The sequence below is a fragment of the Anoxybacillus mongoliensis genome, assembly GCF_014201515.1.
GTDB classification, from domain to species: Bacteria; Bacillota; Bacilli; order Bacillales; family Anoxybacillaceae; genus Anoxybacillus; species Anoxybacillus mongoliensis.
On record NZ_JACHEQ010000015.1, the window covers coordinates 22493 to 39775 of the forward strand.

General features: G+C 42.3%; 18 protein-coding genes. 16 read left to right on the forward strand and 2 right to left on the reverse strand.

Going from position 1 to position 17283, the window contains the following annotated elements:
* The first annotated feature begins 54 nt into the window (after window positions 1-54).
* The 6 genes from liaF to HNR43_RS11925 all read left to right on the forward strand — a co-directional run bounded on the left by liaF (window position 55) and on the right by HNR43_RS11925 (window position 5180).
* The gene (gene liaF / locus HNR43_RS11900) at window positions 55-780 is read left to right on the forward strand and encodes a cell wall-active antibiotics response protein LiaF (RefSeq protein WP_343055779.1); all 726 of its coding nucleotides are present in this window, start codon (window positions 55-57) and stop codon (window positions 778-780) included.
* The gene (locus tag HNR43_RS11905; protein WP_183244131.1) at window positions 777-1784 is read left to right on the forward strand and encodes a sensor histidine kinase; all 1008 of its coding nucleotides are present in this window, start codon (window positions 777-779) and stop codon (window positions 1782-1784) included. The genes liaF and HNR43_RS11905 overlap by 4 nt, the downstream gene beginning before the upstream one ends.
* Window positions 1785-1796: 12 nt before the next feature.
* On the forward strand, window positions 1797-2423 hold the full coding sequence (locus HNR43_RS11910) for a response regulator (RefSeq protein WP_183244133.1): 627 nt from the start codon (window positions 1797-1799) through the stop codon (window positions 2421-2423).
* A 91-nt stretch (window positions 2424-2514) separates the two neighbouring features.
* Window positions 2515-3276, forward strand: a complete 762-nt coding sequence (locus HNR43_RS11915) for a MerR family transcriptional regulator (protein ID WP_246346317.1) — start codon at window positions 2515-2517, stop codon at window positions 3274-3276.
* Window positions 3277-3368: 92 nt separating this feature from the next.
* Window positions 3369-4412, forward strand: coding sequence for an NAD(P)/FAD-dependent oxidoreductase (locus HNR43_RS11920; RefSeq protein ID WP_183244135.1), 1044 nt, complete (start codon window positions 3369-3371; stop codon window positions 4410-4412).
* Between the two features lie 54 nt (window positions 4413-4466).
* Window positions 4467-5180: a DUF3298 and DUF4163 domain-containing protein gene (locus tag HNR43_RS11925; protein WP_343055780.1), complete on the forward strand. Its 714-nt coding sequence runs from the start codon at window positions 4467-4469 to the stop codon at window positions 5178-5180.
* Between the two features lie 15 nt (window positions 5181-5195).
* Here HNR43_RS11925 and HNR43_RS11930 read toward each other — a convergent pair whose 3' ends face one another.
* Both HNR43_RS11930 and HNR43_RS11935 read right to left on the reverse strand, forming a co-directional pair.
* Window positions 5196-6815, reverse strand: coding sequence for a carbon starvation CstA family protein (locus tag HNR43_RS11930; protein ID WP_183244139.1), 1620 nt, complete (start codon window positions 6813-6815; stop codon window positions 5196-5198).
* Window positions 6812-7327 (reverse strand): DUF8052 family protein, encoded by a 516-nt coding sequence (locus tag HNR43_RS11935; RefSeq protein WP_183244141.1) that lies wholly within the window; start codon window positions 7325-7327, stop codon window positions 6812-6814. The genes HNR43_RS11930 and HNR43_RS11935 overlap by 4 nt, the downstream gene beginning before the upstream one ends.
* 164 nt (window positions 7328-7491) lie before the next feature.
* Between HNR43_RS11935 and HNR43_RS11940 the strand changes: the two genes are divergently transcribed.
* The 10 genes from HNR43_RS11940 to HNR43_RS11985 all read left to right on the forward strand — a co-directional run bounded on the left by HNR43_RS11940 (window position 7492) and on the right by HNR43_RS11985 (window position 17282).
* Window positions 7492-8127, forward strand: coding sequence for a TetR/AcrR family transcriptional regulator (locus HNR43_RS11940; RefSeq protein ID WP_183244142.1), 636 nt, complete (start codon window positions 7492-7494; stop codon window positions 8125-8127).
* 96 nt (window positions 8128-8223) lie between these two features.
* Window positions 8224-9366, forward strand: a complete 1143-nt coding sequence (locus tag HNR43_RS11945) for an acyl-CoA dehydrogenase (protein ID WP_183244144.1) — start codon at window positions 8224-8226, stop codon at window positions 9364-9366.
* 12 nt (window positions 9367-9378) lie between these two features.
* A complete protein-coding gene (locus HNR43_RS11950) occupies window positions 9379-11019 on the forward strand; it encodes an AMP-binding protein (protein WP_183244146.1) in 1641 nt (546 codons plus the stop codon).
* An 11-nt stretch (window positions 11020-11030) separates the two neighbouring features.
* A complete protein-coding gene (locus HNR43_RS11955) occupies window positions 11031-12392 on the forward strand; it encodes an acetyl-CoA carboxylase biotin carboxylase subunit (protein ID WP_183244148.1) in 1362 nt (453 codons plus the stop codon).
* The gene (locus tag HNR43_RS11960) at window positions 12385-12597 is read left to right on the forward strand and encodes an acetyl-CoA carboxylase biotin carboxyl carrier protein subunit (protein WP_183244150.1); all 213 of its coding nucleotides are present in this window, start codon (window positions 12385-12387) and stop codon (window positions 12595-12597) included. Before HNR43_RS11955 ends, HNR43_RS11960 begins: the two co-directional genes overlap by 8 nt.
* A gap of 10 nt (window positions 12598-12607) precedes the next feature.
* The gene (locus HNR43_RS11965; protein WP_183244152.1) at window positions 12608-13498 is read left to right on the forward strand and encodes a hydroxymethylglutaryl-CoA lyase; all 891 of its coding nucleotides are present in this window, start codon (window positions 12608-12610) and stop codon (window positions 13496-13498) included.
* Complete coding sequence (locus tag HNR43_RS11970) at window positions 13498-14280, forward strand: enoyl-CoA hydratase (RefSeq protein ID WP_183244154.1); 783 nt, start codon at window positions 13498-13500, stop codon at window positions 14278-14280. Before HNR43_RS11965 ends, HNR43_RS11970 begins: the two co-directional genes overlap by 1 nt.
* Before the next feature lie 3 nt (window positions 14281-14283).
* Window positions 14284-15831: an acyl-CoA carboxylase subunit beta gene (locus HNR43_RS11975; RefSeq protein ID WP_183244156.1), complete on the forward strand. Its 1548-nt coding sequence runs from the start codon at window positions 14284-14286 to the stop codon at window positions 15829-15831.
* 186 nt (window positions 15832-16017) lie between these two features.
* On the forward strand, window positions 16018-16686 hold the full coding sequence (locus HNR43_RS11980) for a polysaccharide deacetylase family protein (protein ID WP_183244158.1): 669 nt from the start codon (window positions 16018-16020) through the stop codon (window positions 16684-16686).
* A 14-nt stretch (window positions 16687-16700) separates the two neighbouring features.
* Window positions 16701-17282: a DedA family protein gene (locus tag HNR43_RS11985; RefSeq protein WP_183244160.1), complete on the forward strand. Its 582-nt coding sequence runs from the start codon at window positions 16701-16703 to the stop codon at window positions 17280-17282.
* Window position 17283 lies beyond the last annotated feature (1 nt).

Consider the following 17283-nt stretch of genomic DNA (forward strand, 5'->3'; position numbering starts at 1 on the left):
ACGTTGTTGCGCCTTTTTCGTTTTATTGAGTTATTGTTGAAAGGGGGATGCCCCGTGGATAAGAAAAAAACGACTGACTATGTTAGTTGGGTAGTGCTTCTTGCGTTCATAATTTTGGCGCTAGAAATTGCGTTTTTTCATCCAGGCATTATTTTTTCTGTTCTTTTTTCTGCAGGATTCATTTATATCGGGAGAAAAAAATGGCATCGGAAACTTGGGAAAATTACCTTTTGGCTTGGGTGCATCGGTCTTGTTGTCCATGTGCTGACGATGATGACGGTCAGGTTTTTGTTTGTTGCCCTATTGTTTTATGTGATCATTCAGTTTGCCCAGTCAAAGCGACGCCCTATCGTTATTCGTCCAGAGATGAAAACAAACGATGCGGAAACAGAGCTCGTTTTTCGTCGACCGCTTTTTCAAAACATGTTGTTCGGTCGGCAAAAAACACCGGAGCATGCGTATGAATGGAGCGATGTGAATATTCAAACAGGCATTGGCGATACAGTGATTGATTTAAGCTATGCGGTCGTTCCGAAAGGGGAAGCGGTCGTCGTCGTTCGTGGCTGGATTGGCAATGTCCACATTTTCGTTCCGTACGAAATGGAAGTAAGCGTCGTTCATTCCGTGCTGTTTGGGGCAGCGTCTATGTTTTCAAAAGAGACGGAGCGGCTATGGAACCAAACGTTTATTTACCAAACGCCAGCGTATGAAACTGCCGAACAGAAGCTAAAAATCATCACCTCGATGGCGATTGGAAACGTTGAGGTGAAGCGGATATGAATCGGCATATTGTTGGAGGCTTACTTCTTGCTTTGACCGTTGCGGTTATATTATTTCTTTCATACGTTCTCACATTCCCACCTGCGAAGTGGTCGGCACTATGGGACGAAACGGTGCTTGGTGTGCCGTTTATCGTTTTTTTGTTTATGGCAAGCAGCCTAATTGGTTTTTTGTTTGGCGCTGCGTTCGATTGGTTTTGGAGAAAACAATGGAGAGCGGTTGAACATGCGTTGTTTCAAATCGAACAAGGAAATACAGAGCTATCGCCTCAACATACGGCAAAAGAACTCGAGGATGTATGGCGAAGAATCGAGAAACTGCAAAAACATTGGCTCGAACAAACGAAACGTACTCAAAAATTAGCGACAGAAAAGGTAGAAAACGAAGAAGAACTCATCGAGCGAATTATTTCAGAAGAACGAAACCGTCTAGCGCGCGAGCTACATGACTCGGTGAGTCAACAACTATTTGCCGCATCGATGATGATGTCTGCACTGATGGAAACGTATACAGGAAGCGAACAAGCGAAAAAGCAGCTGAAGCTCATCGAACAAATGATTCACCAATCCCAGCTCGAAATGCGGGCATTATTGCTCCATTTGCGCCCCGTTCAACTGAAAGGAAAATCGCTTCAAGATGGAATGAGAGAACTGTTAACGGAACTGGCGCAAAAAGTGCCGATGGAGATCAAATGGAAAATCGAAGACGTGACGCTTGACCGCGGGGTAGAAGATCATTTATTTCGCATTTTGCAAGAATCGGTGTCCAATACGCTTCGCCATGCAAAAGCGAACATGTTAGAAGTGTTGTTGCTTGAACGAGATGGGTTTGTCCTTTTGCGCGTGTCGGATGATGGTGTTGGCTTTGATGTCGAACGAACAAAAAGCGGCTCTTACGGCTTGCAACATATGTACGAACGAGCGGTTGAAATCGGTGGAACGTTAAAAATCGTTAGTGTAAAAAATAAAGGGACGCGCTTAGAAGTGAAAGTACCGCTTTTGTAAGGGGGGAGTAGTGTGATTAAAATATTGCTTGTTGATGACCATGAAATGGTGCGGCTTGGCGTTTCCGCGTACTTATCTGCCCAGCCAGATATGGAAGTCGTCGGGGAAGCCGAAAGCGGGGAAAAAGGGGTCGAACTTGCCCTTCAGCTTCGCCCGGATATTATTTTAATGGATTTAGTGATGGAGCCGATGGACGGCATTGAAGCGACGAAACAAATTATAAGCGCTTGGCCGGAAGCGAAAATTATGATTGTCACAAGTTTTTTAGACGATGATAAAGTATATCCAGCGATTGAAGCAGGGGCAGTCAGTTATATGTTAAAAACATCGAAAGCGAGCGAAATTGCGAATGCGATTCGCGCTACGTTTCATGGACAATCGGTATTTGAACCAGAAGTGATGGGAAAAATGATGAACAGCGTGCGGAAACAATCGCTTCCACACGAACAACTGACGAGTCGCGAGATGGAAGTGTTATTGTTAATGGCGCAAGGAAAAACGAACCAAGATATTGCCGACGAGTTGTTTATTTCATTAAAAACGGTCAAAGTCCACGTCAGCAACATTTTAGCGAAACTAGACGTGCAAGACCGGACGCAAGCGGTCATTTATGCGTTTAAACATGGGTTGGTAAAATAATGCTCGCTCCTATGGCGAGATTTTTTTATTTTTTTTGCTTTACATTGACGTTACGTCAACGTTTATTATGAAATTGTCAGGAGGCGAGCGCATGGAATATACGGTGCAACAACTAGCGAAATTGGCGGGGGTGACGAGCCGGACGCTACGATATTATGATGAAATCGGTCTTTTAAAACCGGCGAGAGTGAATGCATCGGGTTATCGTATATACGGACCGAAAGAGGTAGACCAGCTCCAGCAAATTTTGTTTTATCGCGAGCTCGGGGTTGATTTAGAAACGATTAAGCAAATCATCACCTCCCCGTCATTTGACGACGTACAGGCGTTGAGGCAGCATCGCGAAAAACTCTTGGCAGAACGGAGGCGGTTAGAGGCGCTAATCGCCAATGTCGAAAAAACAATACTAGCGAAAGAAGGGAGAATTATGATGAGCGACAAAGAAAAGTTTGAGGCGTTTAAACAGCAGCTTATTGACGAAAATGAACGAAAATATGGCAAAGAAATTCGGGAAAAGTATGGCGATGAGCAAGTGAACAAATCAAACGAAAAAGTAAAAAATATGACGCAAGCACAATACGAAGAAGCGACAAAGCTCGGCGAAGAAGTATTGCGCGTATTGCATGAAGCGTTTTTGACGGGCGACCCAGCAGGAGAGCTTGCGCAAAAAGCAGCGGACTTGCATCGTCAATGGTTAGGATATTTTTGGGATCATTACTCAAAAGAAGCGCATGCGGGATTGGCGCAAATGTATGTCGACGACGAGCGGTTTAAAGCATACTACGACCAAAAACAATCGGGAATGGCGGAATTCCTTCGTGATGCGATTTTCATTTATACAGGAAAAAAGTAGGCAGGCATTGGCCTGTCTTTTTACATTGTAAAAGTTTGAAAAAAGATGTATATTTAAATGAGAATGATAATCAAATTTAAAAGGTGATACCGATGGAACAACTATACGATGTGACGATTATTGGAGGCGGTCCGGCGGGGCTGTACGCGACGTTTTATAGTGGATTGCGGGAAATGAAGACAAAACTGATTGAATATCAACCACAATTAGGTGGGAAATTGCATGTGTATCCAGAAAAAATGATTTGGGATGTTGGTGGGCATGCCCCGATTACAGGAGAGAAATTACGCGAGCAACTTGTTAAACAAGCGCTTACCTTTCATCCAACCGTTGTATTAAATGAAAAAGTTGAAACGATTCAGCGAAGAGAAGACGGCATATTCATTTTACATACATCATCTGGTCAACGACATATATCGAAAACGGTCATTATTGCAGTAGGAAGCGGTATATTAAAACCGCAAAAGCTTCAAATTGAAGGAGCCGAAAAGTTTGAGATTACAAATTTACACTATACGGTGAAATCGTTAAAACAGTTTAAAGGGAAAACGGTGATCATTTCAGGTGGGGGAAATACAGCGATTGATTGGGCAAATGAGCTCGTATCAATTGCGAAAAAAGTATATGTTACTTATCGCAATGAATCGTTAAAAGGACATGAGGCGCCAGTGACGCAATTATTAAATAGTTCAGCCACCTGCTTTTTCCATACGACTATTACAAAGTTGATCGCTAGTTGCAATCATGAAACGATTGAGCGAGTAGTGCTGACAAATCATGAGACGGGCGATGTGTTGGAACTCGATGTAGATGATGTCATTATTAGCCATGGGTATGAACGAGATGCTTCATTGCTTGCCAATAGTGAACTACCCATTCAAATGGTTGATGAATATTATATTGCGACAAATGCAAAAGGAGAATGTTCTGTTCCGGGGTTATATGCAGCTGGCGATATTTCAAAATATGATGGAAAGTTATATTTACTTACAGGTGCCTTCCAAGACGCAGCGAATGCGGTAAATAGTGCGAAACGTTTCATTGAGCCCACTGCCGATCCGTATGCGATGGTATCTTCACATCACGAAGCGTTTAAGGAGCGAAATCGAGAGTTAGTGAAACAAATGTTGAAATGATAGTAATGCATAAATTCGTTTGTTTGAACGCAAACTTTCGGTAAAACAAACGAGGTGAAAATTTTGCTTAAACAACGAAACATATGGATGATGGTGTTGATGTTATTTATATTGACAGCGTACAGCCCCCCACTTACTGTGACAACGAAGCAAATAAAATATACAAATGAACTGATGGAAGTCGATTTCAACATTCCGATCGTATCCGGATCGATCAACCAATCTTTCCAGCGCCAAGTCAATCGCTTATTGCGTAAGGAGTCGCTTGATTTAAAGCGTGAAGTAGAAAAGCAAGCGCGAGAAAATATGGCAATAAGCAAAAAGGAAGGATTTCCATATCGATTGCATGCAGCAGTCAGCAATTATGAAGTGACGTACAATCAACGTGGCATTTTAAGCATTCCTGTTACGTTATATAGCTATACAGGTGGGGCGCACGGCATGACTGTGAAAGTGCCAAACAATTTCGATTTCCATACAGGGAAATCGTTGCAACTAAGCGATTTATTTAAAAAAGGAACGAACTATAAACAAGTGATCATAGATGAAGTAATTGCTCAAATAAAAAAAGAAAACGATTTGTATTTTGACAACGCCATCGCTGTTGTGCAAAAGATGCCAAATGGTCAACCTTATTATATGACGAAAGATGGTATTGTCGTCTATTACGGCCTTTATGAAATAGCCCCATACGCCGCAGGCATTCGCGAATTTCTTATTCCATTTTCAACTTTGCGACCATATATGAAAATAAAGCTAGCGCGATAAGAGCGCTAGCTTGATTTATTGGTGATAAGAGACGATTTCTTTTTTTGTTGTTTTTGTCATGGCACTCCATCCTTCGATTGCTAAGAAAATGCATAAGACGAATAGGACGAAAGAGGAGCCAGCTAATAGCCAATTTTGTGCTAAAGCGTTTTGATACATTAATACGCAAAGGGCAGCAATGGTCACGACGAGCATAAACACCATCGGAATGACAACATAAAATGATTTGGCACCAATTTTCATGAGCCATGCGGAAACAGCTAACAAAGCAAGCGCCCCTAGCATTTGGTTTGCTGCTCCGAACAACGGCCAAACGGATTGCCATGTTCCCGATAACGCAAGTGCCCCAGCACCAATGAGACCAACTGTTGTGGCAACGTGGTTATTTTTAAATGCTTTTGTCCGCTCTTCACCGAGCTCTTGAATAGCGTAACGCATTAACCGCGTTGCTGAATCTAATGTTGTTAATAAGAAAGCGGATGCTGTCAGTGCGGTAAATGTAACTGCTGTTGCTTCTGGGATGCCGACATGGGACATAAAATAACCAACACCAGCAGAAAATGTACCGATTGGTCCACCAAGCTCACTCATACGAGTTGTGAAGTCAGCTTGTGTTAAATATGCAACCGTTCCAACAGAGATGATGGCTAAAAAGCTTTCTAACAACATGCCACCATAGGCAATAAATTTTCCATTTTTCTCGTTATCAAGCTGTTTTGCGGTCGTTCCTGATGAAACGAGCGAATGGAAGCCGGAAATAGCACCACAAGCGATTGTAATGAACAAAATCGGAAACAAAAATCCGAGCTTTTCATGATAAAAACCTGTAAACGCTGGGAACTGAATAGTTGGCGCCGCGATAATCATACCAACAGCAGCCCCAGCAATCATACCGTATAAAAGAAATGAGTTTAAATAGTCCCGTGGTTGTAACAAAATCCATACAGGCAATACCGATGCAGCGTATGCGTAACCTAGTAAAATAAGTGACCATGTTGTTGCACTTAATGAAAGTGGATATTGAATGCCAATCCATACAGATAGAAGCATCGCAATAACTCCAAGTACGCTAGCTACAAATAAGTTCATTCGCATTTGATTAACAAAAAAGCCAAAAATAATCGCAATGCCAAGGAATAAAACGGATGCTGTAGCCGCTTGTGGAACAGCGACAAACGTATTTGCAACTAGAATAATAAATACACCGACAACGAGCATAAGCGTTGCGATCGAGAAAGTTAAAAACAGCACTTGTCCACGACTTCCCATATATTGTTTGATAATTGTTCCAATTGATTGTGCTTTATGACGAATGGAAGCTTGTAATGACGTATAATCGTGAACGCCGCCAATAAAAATGCTTCCGATCATAATCCATAAAACAGCAGGAAGCCAACCAAACACAGCAGCTGTAATCGGCCCGACGATCGGTCCGCCTCCAGCGATTGTAGCAAAATGATGTCCAAGCAAAACAGGTTTTTTTGCTGGTACGTAATCTATACCATCATACATTTCGTATGCTGGTGTTTTACGGTTGTGGTCCACTTTTAGTTGCTTTTCGAGAAAGCGTCCATACGTAAAATAGGCAATGACTAAAATGACTCCGCAAACAAGTAATAACGTTAATAAATTCAACGCGCATCCTCCTCAAATGGTTTTTCGAAAACATGTGTAAACGACCTAGCTTTTCGGTGAGTAAATAATTGTTTTGAGTCTAAAGCGATGATAGCAATATAACACTCGAGCCAACCGTGTAGTCCGAAGCGAATAAATTGTAGCTTACGAAATCGTTTCACCTCCTTTATCGCTTCATCACATGCATTTGGTGCGACAATTGCCCCAATGAAAACGGTTGACATATGGTCTTGATGGTTGGATATGTAGTTCGGCACATGATTGATAAATGTTTGAGAGAATTGGATGACGTCTTCTTTTGTCACGACACTTTCTTTTTGCCACACAAAAATGAATTGCTCATTTTCAACAGCCCAAATTTTAGACTTTTTTGTCATAAAATATTTCTCATCACGTCGGTGATAATGCGCATAAAAAGGTAAAGACAATGTGCCGAGCTTTTCATCCCGATAAATGTTGAAATAGGGTGTAAGAATTGTTGTGAGAGTATTGATGTATTTGTTCGTATTCATTGCAGCCACCTTTTAAAATTTTCTGAATATTATTATATTTGAATATGTAAAACATTTCAATAATTTTATTGTTTTTCCTTTAAAACTATCTAATAGAATTGCAAAAAAATATTAATTTTTTCAGAATATTGTGTTAAAATACAAACAAAAAGGAGTTTATGTGTATGGTTGAAAAGCAATTAAAAGATCGCATTATTGAGACGGCGCTTACGTTGTTCGAAAAATATGGGTATCATGGAGTGACGGTTGATCGAATTGTTGCTGAATGTGGGGCATCAAAAGGAGGATTTTATCATAATTTTAAGTCGAAAGATGAATTGCTTTACCACATTCACGATGTATTTATTACGTATGTGCTAAATAAAGCGCAAGAAGCATATGTAAAATATAAGACGCCAACAAAGCGGTTATGTGCGATCATTCATTCATTTGTGAGAGTTTTTCATATATATAAACCGCACATTACAGTATTTAATCAAGAGGCGGCATATTTAAAGCCAGCATACGCTGAAAAAATTAATGCAAAGCGTGAGCAGTATAAGCAAATTATTTTTCAAGTACTTCGGGAAGGCATTGAAGCAAAGGAATTTCGCTCAGAAATATCTATCGAATTGGCGGGTTTATCAATTATTGGAATGGTGAACTGGATGTATAAATGGTACAAACCAGATGGACCGATGTCGATTGAGCAAATTGCTACTGCTTTCAATGATTTAATTTTACATTCGCTATTGACAGAGGAAGCGAAGCGAGATGAAGATATTTCATCATTTCTTTTATCGCATGTAGGCGAAGAATGACGATTTTTGCAAGGTGAACAGACCAACTAGTCGGTTTGAAATAAAAACAGGCTTGTTGGTTTCATATACTTTCATTTTATAAAGGGGGAAAAGCAAATGCATTTTGAATTAACGAAAGAACAACAAATGATTAAAGAAATGGTTCGTGATTTTGCGGAAAAGGAAATTGCCCCATACGCGTCGAAATGGGATGAGGAGGCGATTTTTCCAATTGAGACGTTTAAAAAAATGGGCGAGCTCGGTCTGTTTGGCATTCCGTTTCCTGAACAATATGGCGGCTCTGGTGGAGATACGATTTCGTATGCGATTGCGGTTGAAGAAATTGGTCGAGCGTGCGGTGGAACAGGGTTAAGTTATGCGGCCGCTGTATCGCTCGGTGCTAGTCCGATTTACTATTTCGGAACAGAAGAACAAAAAGAAAAATGGCTCGTGCCGATGGCGAAAGGTGAAACGTTCGGTTCGTTTGGATTGACAGAACCGAATGCAGGATCTGATGCAGGGGGAACGCAAACGCGTGCTTTTTTAGATGGCGATGAATACGTCATTAACGGCGAAAAATGTTGGATTACAAATGCAGGCTATGCCCGCCAAGTCATTGTAACCGCTGTCACTGGTAAAGATGAACGAGGAAAAAATATTATTTCCGCTTTTATCGTTCCAACAGATGCGCCTGGGTTTACGATTAACTGCCATTATGACAAAATGGGCGTTCGTGCATCGAATACGTGCGAGCTTATTTTACAAGATGTGCGCGTGCCGAAAGAAAATATATTAGGCGATCCGAAAAAAGGATTTAAGCAATTTTTATATACGCTAGATGGCGGACGCATTTCTATCGCTGCATTAGCTGTCGGAATCGCGCAAGCTGCATTTGAAAAGGCGATTCAATATGCGAAGGAACGAAAGCAGTTTGGTCAACCGATCGCTAAGTTTCAAGCGATTCAATTTAAACTTGCCGACATGGCGATGCAACTTGAACTCGCGCGCAATATGGTGTACAAAGCGGCATGGTTAAAAGATCAAGGCAAGCCGTTTACAAAAGAAGCGGCGTATGCGAAATTATTTGCTTCTGAAACAGGATTTCATATTTGTAATCAAGCGATTCAAATTCACGGTGGATACGGGTATATGAAAGAATACGGTGTCGAACGTCATCTTCGCGATATGAAGTTGATGGAAATTGGTGAAGGGACGTCAGAAATTCAACGGCTCGTCATTGCCCGTCAATTAGGGTGCTAAAGGAGGGGGCATATGCTTCATATTACAGTTGGACAATTGCTTGAGCAAAAGGCTTTGGCGCATCCCGCTCATGAGGCAGTTGTGTACGCAGACCGTCAGTTGCGCTGGTCATATCGACAATTTAACGATTATTGTCGCCTCGTTGCGAAAGGATTAATGAAACTTGGCGTTGAAGCTGGGGAACATATTGCCATTTGGGCAACGAATAAACCGGAGTGGCTGGCATGTCAGTTTGCGACAGGGAAAATGGGAGCGGTACTTGTTACGGTAAATACGAACTACCGCACAGCAGAACTCGAATATTTGTTAAAACAATCCGATGCCACAACGATTATTTTAATGGAACAATACCGCGATACCTCTTATATTGACACCATTTACGAGATTGCACCTGAGTTAGCTTATTGCGAACCCGGAAAGCTACAAGCGACACGACTTCCACAACTAAGAAACGTTATCGTATTAGGTGAGCAACGTTATCCTGGAACATTTTCATGGAATGACCTCTTAGCCATGGCGGAAGATGTCGAAGATGCAGCACTTGATGCACGAATGAATTCCCTCGATCCACACGATGTCATCAACATGCAATATACCTCAGGAACGACAGGATTCCCAAAAGGCGTCATGCTTACACATTACAACATTGTCAATAACGCGTATTACATTGCCGAATGTATGAAGCTAACAAAAGAAGATCGTTTATGTATTCCCGTACCTTTTTTTCATTGCTTTGGTTGCGTTCTCGGTACGCTTGCTTGCGTAACGGTTGGTGCAACGATGGTACCGCTTGAGCAATTCCATCCGAAACAAGTGCTACAAACCGTGCAAGATGAGAAATGTACAGCTCTTCATGGGGTACCAACGATGTTTATTGCTGAATTAAATGATCCAGATTTTGCGTCATATCATTTATCTTCTTTACGCACAGGCATTATGGCTGGATCGAACTGCCCGATTGAAGTGATGAAAGCAGTCATCGAAAAGATGGGGGCAACAGAAATTACGATCGCCTATGGACAAACAGAGTCTTCTCCTGTCATTACACAAACGCGTACGGATGATCCAATTGAATTACGGGTGGAAACAGTCGGGCGCGCCCTTCCGCATGTAGAAGTGAAAATTGTCGATCCAGCAACAAATAAAGAAGTGCCGCCTGGTGTGCAAGGAGAGTTATGTACGCGCGGATATCATGTGATGAAAGGATATTACAACAATCCTTCAGCAACACGCGAGGCCATTGACGAAGAAGGATGGTTGCATACAGGCGACTTAGCGGTAATGGATGAAAACGGTTACTGCCGTATTACAGGAAGGTTAAAAGATATGATCATTCGCGGAGGAGAAAATATTTATCCGCGCGAAATCGAAGAGTTTTTATATAAACATCCGAAAGTGCTCGATGTGCAAGTTGTCGGTGTTCCAGACGAAACGTATGGGGAAGAAGTCATGGCGTGGATCATTTTAAAAGAGGGAGAACATGCGACCGCAGAAGACATTCGTTCGTTTTGTGAAGGGTATATATCGCGCCATAAAATTCCGCGATATATCGAATTTACAACATCGTATCCGATGACGGCATCAGGAAAAATTCAAAAATTTAAATTGCGCGAATGGGCGCGCGAACGAGTAAAGCAGAAAAAGAACGTGTAAGGGGGAAGAAAATGTTTTCAAAAGTACTTATCGCTAACCGAGGAGAAATTGCGTTGCGCATCATTCGCACGTGCCAAAAACTTGGCATTCAGACAGTTGCCATTTATTCGGAAGCTGATGCCGACTCGCTTCATGTAAAGCAAGCGGATGAAGCGTATGTCGTTGGAAAAGCACGCGTGAATGAGAGCTATTTAAATATCGAAAAAATTATTTCGATCGCCAAAGAAACGAAGGCAGAAGCTATTCATCCAGGTTACGGCTTACTTTCAGAAAATGCAACGTTTGCTCGGCGATGCGAAGAAGAAGGAATCGTATTTATCGGTCCAAAACCTGATGTGATTGCGAAAATGGGAAGCAAAATTGAAGCGCGACAGACGATGGCGGAAGCCGGAGTGCCGATTGTGCCCGGCATCTCCTTTCCGCTTGCCGATGTTGATGAGGCAGCAAACGTAGCAAGCGAGATTGGCTATCCTGTTATGTTAAAAGCGTCCGCAGGCGGTGGGGGGATTGGCATGCAGCTCGTTCATGATGAAGAGCAACTGCGGAAAGCGTTTGAAGGAAATAAAAGTCGTGCAGCTTCCTTCTTTGGAGATGGGGCGATGTATGTTGAAAAATATATCGACAATCCACGCCATATTGAAATTCAACTGTTAGCTGATGCATACGGAAACTGCGTGTATTTATGGGAAAGGGAATGTTCCATCCAACGCCGCCATCAAAAAGTTGTCGAAGAAGCCCCTTCACCGTTTTTAGATGAAGAGACGCGTCGGGAAATGGGAGAAGCAGCTGTGCGAGCGGCAAAACATATCGGATATACGAACGCAGGAACGATCGAGTTTCTCGTAGATGAGCAAAAAAACTTTTATTTTTTGGAAATGAATACACGTTTGCAAGTCGAGCACCCAGTAACAGAAGAAATTACAGGCATTGATATTGTCGAACAACAACTACGCATTGCTTCAGGAGAGCCACTATCTTTTACACAAACTGAAGTGAAGCGAGAAGGACATGCGATTGAAGTGCGGATTTACGCTGAAGATCCGAATACATTTTTCCCTTCACCGGGGACGATTACCTCGTTACAACTGCCAAGAGGGAAACATATACGTCATGAAATTGCGGTGCAAAGTGGCTCGGTCGTTACCCCTTTTTACGATCCGATGATTGCCAAATGCATTGTCAAAGGGGGCGATCGGCAAATGGCCATCGCCAATATGATTACGGCTTTACATGAATACAAAGTCGAAGGAATTAAAACGAACATTCCTATGTTAATCGATGTATTGACGCATGAAGCATTTCAACAAGGGCATACGACAACAAACTTTGTGAATATGTACTTGAGCAAAAAAGGAGGTAAAACACATGCATGAAGTAGTTGCATTGATGGCAGGAAACGTATGGAAGATTGTCGTTCAAGTAGGTGATGTTGTGGAAGAAGGACAAGATGTTGTCATTTTAGAATCGATGAAAATGGAAATTCCCATTACTACGGAAGCGGGGGGAGTTGTTAAAGCGATCCGCGTGCAGGAAGGAGATTTCGTAAACGAAGGGGACGTATTACTTGAAATCGAATAGGGGGAAATGTATGCGCGTGAAGGTGAAAGAAGTCGGTCCACGTGATGGATTACAAAATGAACCGCTCTTTATTCAAACGGAAGATAAAATTGCGTGGATTAATCAGCTATCAAAAACAGGATTGTCATATATTGAGGTGACATCGTTTGTTCATCCAAAATGGATTCCTCAGCTTGCCGATGCGTATGAAGTTGCTTCTCGCATTGAGCGAGTAGAAGGAGTGACATATGCTGCACTTGTCCCAAACAGAAAAGGATTAGAAGGTGCTTTAGCAGCCAATATGGATGAAGTGGCTGTATTTATGTCGGCAAGTGAAACGCACAATCGAAAAAATATTAATAAGTCGATTGAAGAAACGTATCCGGTGTTAAAAGAAGTCATTGATGAAGCGAAGCGAGCAAACAAAACGGTGCGTGGCTACGTATCAACGGTTTTCGGTTGTCCATATGAAGGGAAAGTGAGCATCGAGCGCATTATTGCTATTTCTGATCGACTGTTTGAACTGGGCATTGATGAGCTGTCGCTTGGGGATACGATCGGTGTCGCTAACCCGATCCAAGTCCAGCGAACGTTAGAACGACTATTGAAGCAGTTTCCAGTGGAAAAGATGGCGCTTCATTTTCATAATACGTACGGCATGGCGCTTGCGAATGTGTTTGCTTCCTTACAAATGGGGATGACCATTTTTGATAGCTCGCTTGGTGGGCTCGGTGGTTGCCCATATGCCCCGGGGGCATCTGGCAATTTAGCGACAGACGACTTAGTGTATATGCTTACTCAAATGGGTATCGACTGTGGTGTTCAACTTGAGCCGTTAACGAAAGCAGCGCAATGGATTGAAGAAAAAATTGGCCGTCCGCTTACGAGCCACCATTCACACGTTGTAAGGGGGAATGCATGATGATGGAAGCCGTCCTTTATTCCACAATTGATGCGGGTGTGGCGGTTGTTACGCTAAATCGACCAGATGCCGCAAACGCTCTGTCCATAAAAATGTTAAACGAATTGCAACGCATTCAAGCGGAACTGAAGTTGAATCGCAACGTACGTGCTGTCATTGTCACAGGAGCAGGACAAAAAACATTTTGTGCGGGAGCAGATTTAAAAGAACGGACAAAAATGAGCGAAACTCAAGTGCGTCAGACAGTTGCGCTTATTCGGGAGACGATTAACGGATTCGAGCAACTGCCTCAGCCGGTCATTTGTGCATTAAACGGAGGGGCGTTTGGTGGTGGTCTCGAATTGGCGCTCGCATGTGACATTCGTATTGCTGCTGAACATGCGGTGATGGGATTGACTGAGACATCGCTTGGGATTATCCCTGGTGCCGGTGGAACGCAACGCCTTCCGCGACTAATCGGCATTGGTCGGGCTAAGGAGATGATTTATACGGCAAAACGTATTTCTGCTCAGGAAGCGGCGCGAATTGGTTTAGTCGAGCGCGTCGTTTCTACTGAACAATTGTTAGAAGAAGCGTTTGTGATAGCCACTACGATCGCCAATAACGCTCCGATTGCCGTTGCACAAGCAAAAGCATCGATTAATCATGGAATGCAAGTCGATATACAGACAGGGCTTGTTATTGAACAAATGGCATATGAACGAACAATTCATACAAACGACCGACGAGAAGGATTGCAAGCGTTTAAAGAAAAACGAAAACCGGTGTACAAAGGGGAGTAAGATATGATTTCAAACGAACAATTATCGCTCGTTGAACAACTACAACAAAAACGAAAACAAATTGAGCAAGGGGGAGCGCGCAAATACCATGAAAAAAATGCTGAGCAAGGAAAATTGTTTGTGCGCGATCGCTTGAAACTGTTATTTGATGATGGTTTGCAGTTTGAAGATGCATTTTTTGCAAACTGTTTAGCGGACGGACTGCCGGCAGATGGTGTCGTGACAGGGGTCGGGAAAATTAACGGGCAAACGGTATGCGTCATGGCAAATGATTCGACCGTCAAGGCAGGGTCATGGGGAGCAAGAACAGTAGAAAAAATTATTCGCATTCAAGAAACAGCAGATAAATTACGTTGCCCGATTTTATACCTGGTTGATTCGGCAGGTGCTCGCATTACAGACCAAATTGAAATGTTCCCCGGACGTCGTGGGGCGGGACGCATTTTTTATAATCAAGTGAAACTGTCTGGCAAAGTGCCGCAAATTTGTTTATTGTTCGGACCATCAGCAGCAGGCGGTGCATACATCCCTGCGTTTTGTGATATCGTTATTATGGTCGAAGGAAACGCGTCGATGTATCTCGGTTCACCGCGCATGGCTGAAATGGTGATTGGTGAGAAAGTGACACTTGAAGAGATGGGCGGTGCGCGCATGCATTGCTCGGTTTCAGGTTGCGGTGACGTGCTTGTGAAAACGGAAGAAGAGGCAATTGCGTTTGCTCGCAAATATTTATCGTACTTTCCACCGAATTTCAGTGAAAAACCGCCAGTGGCTGAGCCGAAAGAACCGAAATCGTTTCAGAAAACGATTGAAGAGATTATTCCACAAAACCAAAATGCACCGTTCAATATGTATGATTTAATTGATCGTGTCATTGATGAAGACTCATTTTGTGAAATCAAAAAATTATTTGCGCCTGAGTTAATTACAGGTCTTGCCCGTATAAACGGACAACCGATTGGAATTATTGCGAATCAGCCTCGCATGAAAGGCGGCGTATTATTCCACGATTCCGCAGATAAAGCGGCGAAATTTATTACACTTTGCGATGCGTTTCATATTCCGCTCATCTTTTTAGCGGACATCCCCGGTTTTATGATCGGGACGAAAGTCGAGCGTGCGGGCATTATTCGCCACGGTGCAAAAATGATTTCGGCGATGTCAGAAGCGACCGTCCCGAAAATATCAATTATTGTACGAAAAGCATACGGAGCAGGATTATATGCGATGGCAGGTCCAGCATTTGAACCAGATTGTTGTTTAGCTTTCCCACATGCACAAATTGCCGTCATGGGACCGGAAGCCGCCGTGAATGCGGTGTATGCCAATAAAATTGCTGAACTGCCAGAAGAAGAACGCGCTGCATTTATTGAACAAAAACGTGAAGAATATCGAAAAGACATCGATATTTATCGCCTCGCTGCCGAGATGGTTGTCGATGGTATTATTGCACCAAATGAGTTACGTTCCGAGCTTATTCATCGTTTAGATGCATACATGTCGAAATATGTTGTATTTTCTGAACGAAAACATGGGGTTTACCCTGTGTAGCTGTCAACACATATGGTACAATGAGGGCGATGGATTGTGACATCGCCTTTTTTTTTCGGGAAATTTCCCCGGAAATCGACAACATTTTTGTCGAATGAGAAAAATGTAAGACGAGCGTTGTTGATAGAAACGAGAAATTTCACTCGCACGGCTTCTTTTTGTATAATCAAGAAAGGGGTTTGACATTTGACGTACATATGGTTGATTGCACTATTTTTTATTTATAGTATATTGCCGACATCGTTCCTCCGTTTTTTTTCGTTCCGTGTACAAAAAAAAGTAAAAAGCGGTGTAGCGTTAACGTTTGACGATGGGCCTGATCCGATATATACACCGCAACTTCTTGATGTATTAAAAAAATACGACGTAAAAGCGACGTTTTTTGTTGTTGGATGGAAAGCAAAAAAATATCCACATCTTATTAAAAGAATGAAAGAAGAGGGACATACGATCGGTTTACACCATTATTATCATACGAGCAATTGGCTTCTTCCTCCGTTTTTCACACAATGGGAGCTTGAACGATCAGCACGTATCATCGAACAGATCACAGGTGTCCCCCCTGTATACTACCGCCCGCCATGGGGACATATAAACATATGGACGTTGTTCATGCAAAAAAAGTATAAAATCGTGATGTGGACATATATTCTTGGTGATTGGAATGCTACATTAGGTGTAGATCGCCTTTATGAACGATTAAGGAACAGTATAGAAGATGGAGCGATCATCGTGTTGCATGATAGTGGTTCAACATTTGGAGCTGATGAACATGCGCCCGCAAATATGCTACAAGCGCTAGAACGGCTATTTCAACATGTGAATGTAAAATGGGTAAACCTCAATGAGGAGTAAAGGGGAATGGGAAATTGGAAGCGAACAGCGTGTTAACATATATTCAATCTCACGGTTATATTGTGTTATTTCTTTCTTTATTTTTCGGCATTGTTGGTATTCCTGCGCCGGAAGAGTCGCTTCTGTTTTTCATTGGCATTTTTATTTCACACGACCAATTACATTTATTAAAAAGTTTATTTTTCGCGATTTCTGGCGCAACTGTTGGCATGGTTGTCGCCTATATTGCTGGCTATACATTTGGATCCCCGCTATTGTTTAAATATGGACATTTTATTGGTTTCCATCGTCGTCGTTATCGTTATGTGTATCGTCACTTTCGAAAACGTGCTTTTTTAGTTATTCCTTTTGGCTATTTTGTTCCCGGTATTCGTCAATTATCTCCGTATATGGCTGGAGTTGTTCGTTTTCCGTTTTTTCCATTTCTCTTTTTGTCGTTTCTCGGAGCGGCGTTCTGGGTTTGTTTATTTATATTTGTAGGCAAGTTTCTTGGGGAGCGTATTCATATTCCGCTTCATGTATTACCATGGCTCACGGTATTATTTTTTAGTTTATTTTTTGTTGCTTTATATGTAAAAAGTAGAAAACAAAAATAAA

Excerpts from the sequence above, each read along its gene's own strand:
- HNR43_RS11905 (WP_183244131.1), top strand. The coding sequence starts at position 777 with ATGAATCGGCATATTGTTGGAGGCTTACTTCTTGCTTTGACCGTTGCG.
- HNR43_RS11915 (WP_246346317.1), top strand. The coding sequence starts at position 2,515 with ATGGAATATACGGTGCAACAACTAGCGAAATTGGCGGGGGTGACGAGC.
- HNR43_RS11920 (WP_183244135.1), top strand. The coding sequence starts at position 3,369 with ATGGAACAACTATACGATGTGACGATTATTGGAGGCGGTCCGGCGGGG.
- HNR43_RS11935 (WP_183244141.1), bottom strand. The coding sequence starts at position 7,327 with ATGAATACGAACAAATACATCAATACTCTCACAACAATTCTTACACCC.
- HNR43_RS11940 (WP_183244142.1), top strand. The coding sequence starts at position 7,492 with ATGGTTGAAAAGCAATTAAAAGATCGCATTATTGAGACGGCGCTTACG.
- HNR43_RS11945 (WP_183244144.1), top strand. The coding sequence starts at position 8,224 with ATGCATTTTGAATTAACGAAAGAACAACAAATGATTAAAGAAATGGTT.
- HNR43_RS11950 (WP_183244146.1), top strand. The coding sequence starts at position 9,379 with ATGCTTCATATTACAGTTGGACAATTGCTTGAGCAAAAGGCTTTGGCG.
- HNR43_RS11955 (WP_183244148.1), top strand. The coding sequence starts at position 11,031 with ATGTTTTCAAAAGTACTTATCGCTAACCGAGGAGAAATTGCGTTGCGC.
- HNR43_RS11960 (WP_183244150.1), top strand. The coding sequence starts at position 12,385 with ATGCATGAAGTAGTTGCATTGATGGCAGGAAACGTATGGAAGATTGTC.
- HNR43_RS11965 (WP_183244152.1), top strand. The coding sequence starts at position 12,608 with ATGCGCGTGAAGGTGAAAGAAGTCGGTCCACGTGATGGATTACAAAAT.
- HNR43_RS11970 (WP_183244154.1), top strand. The coding sequence starts at position 13,498 with ATGATGGAAGCCGTCCTTTATTCCACAATTGATGCGGGTGTGGCGGTT.
- HNR43_RS11975 (WP_183244156.1), top strand. The coding sequence starts at position 14,284 with ATGATTTCAAACGAACAATTATCGCTCGTTGAACAACTACAACAAAAA.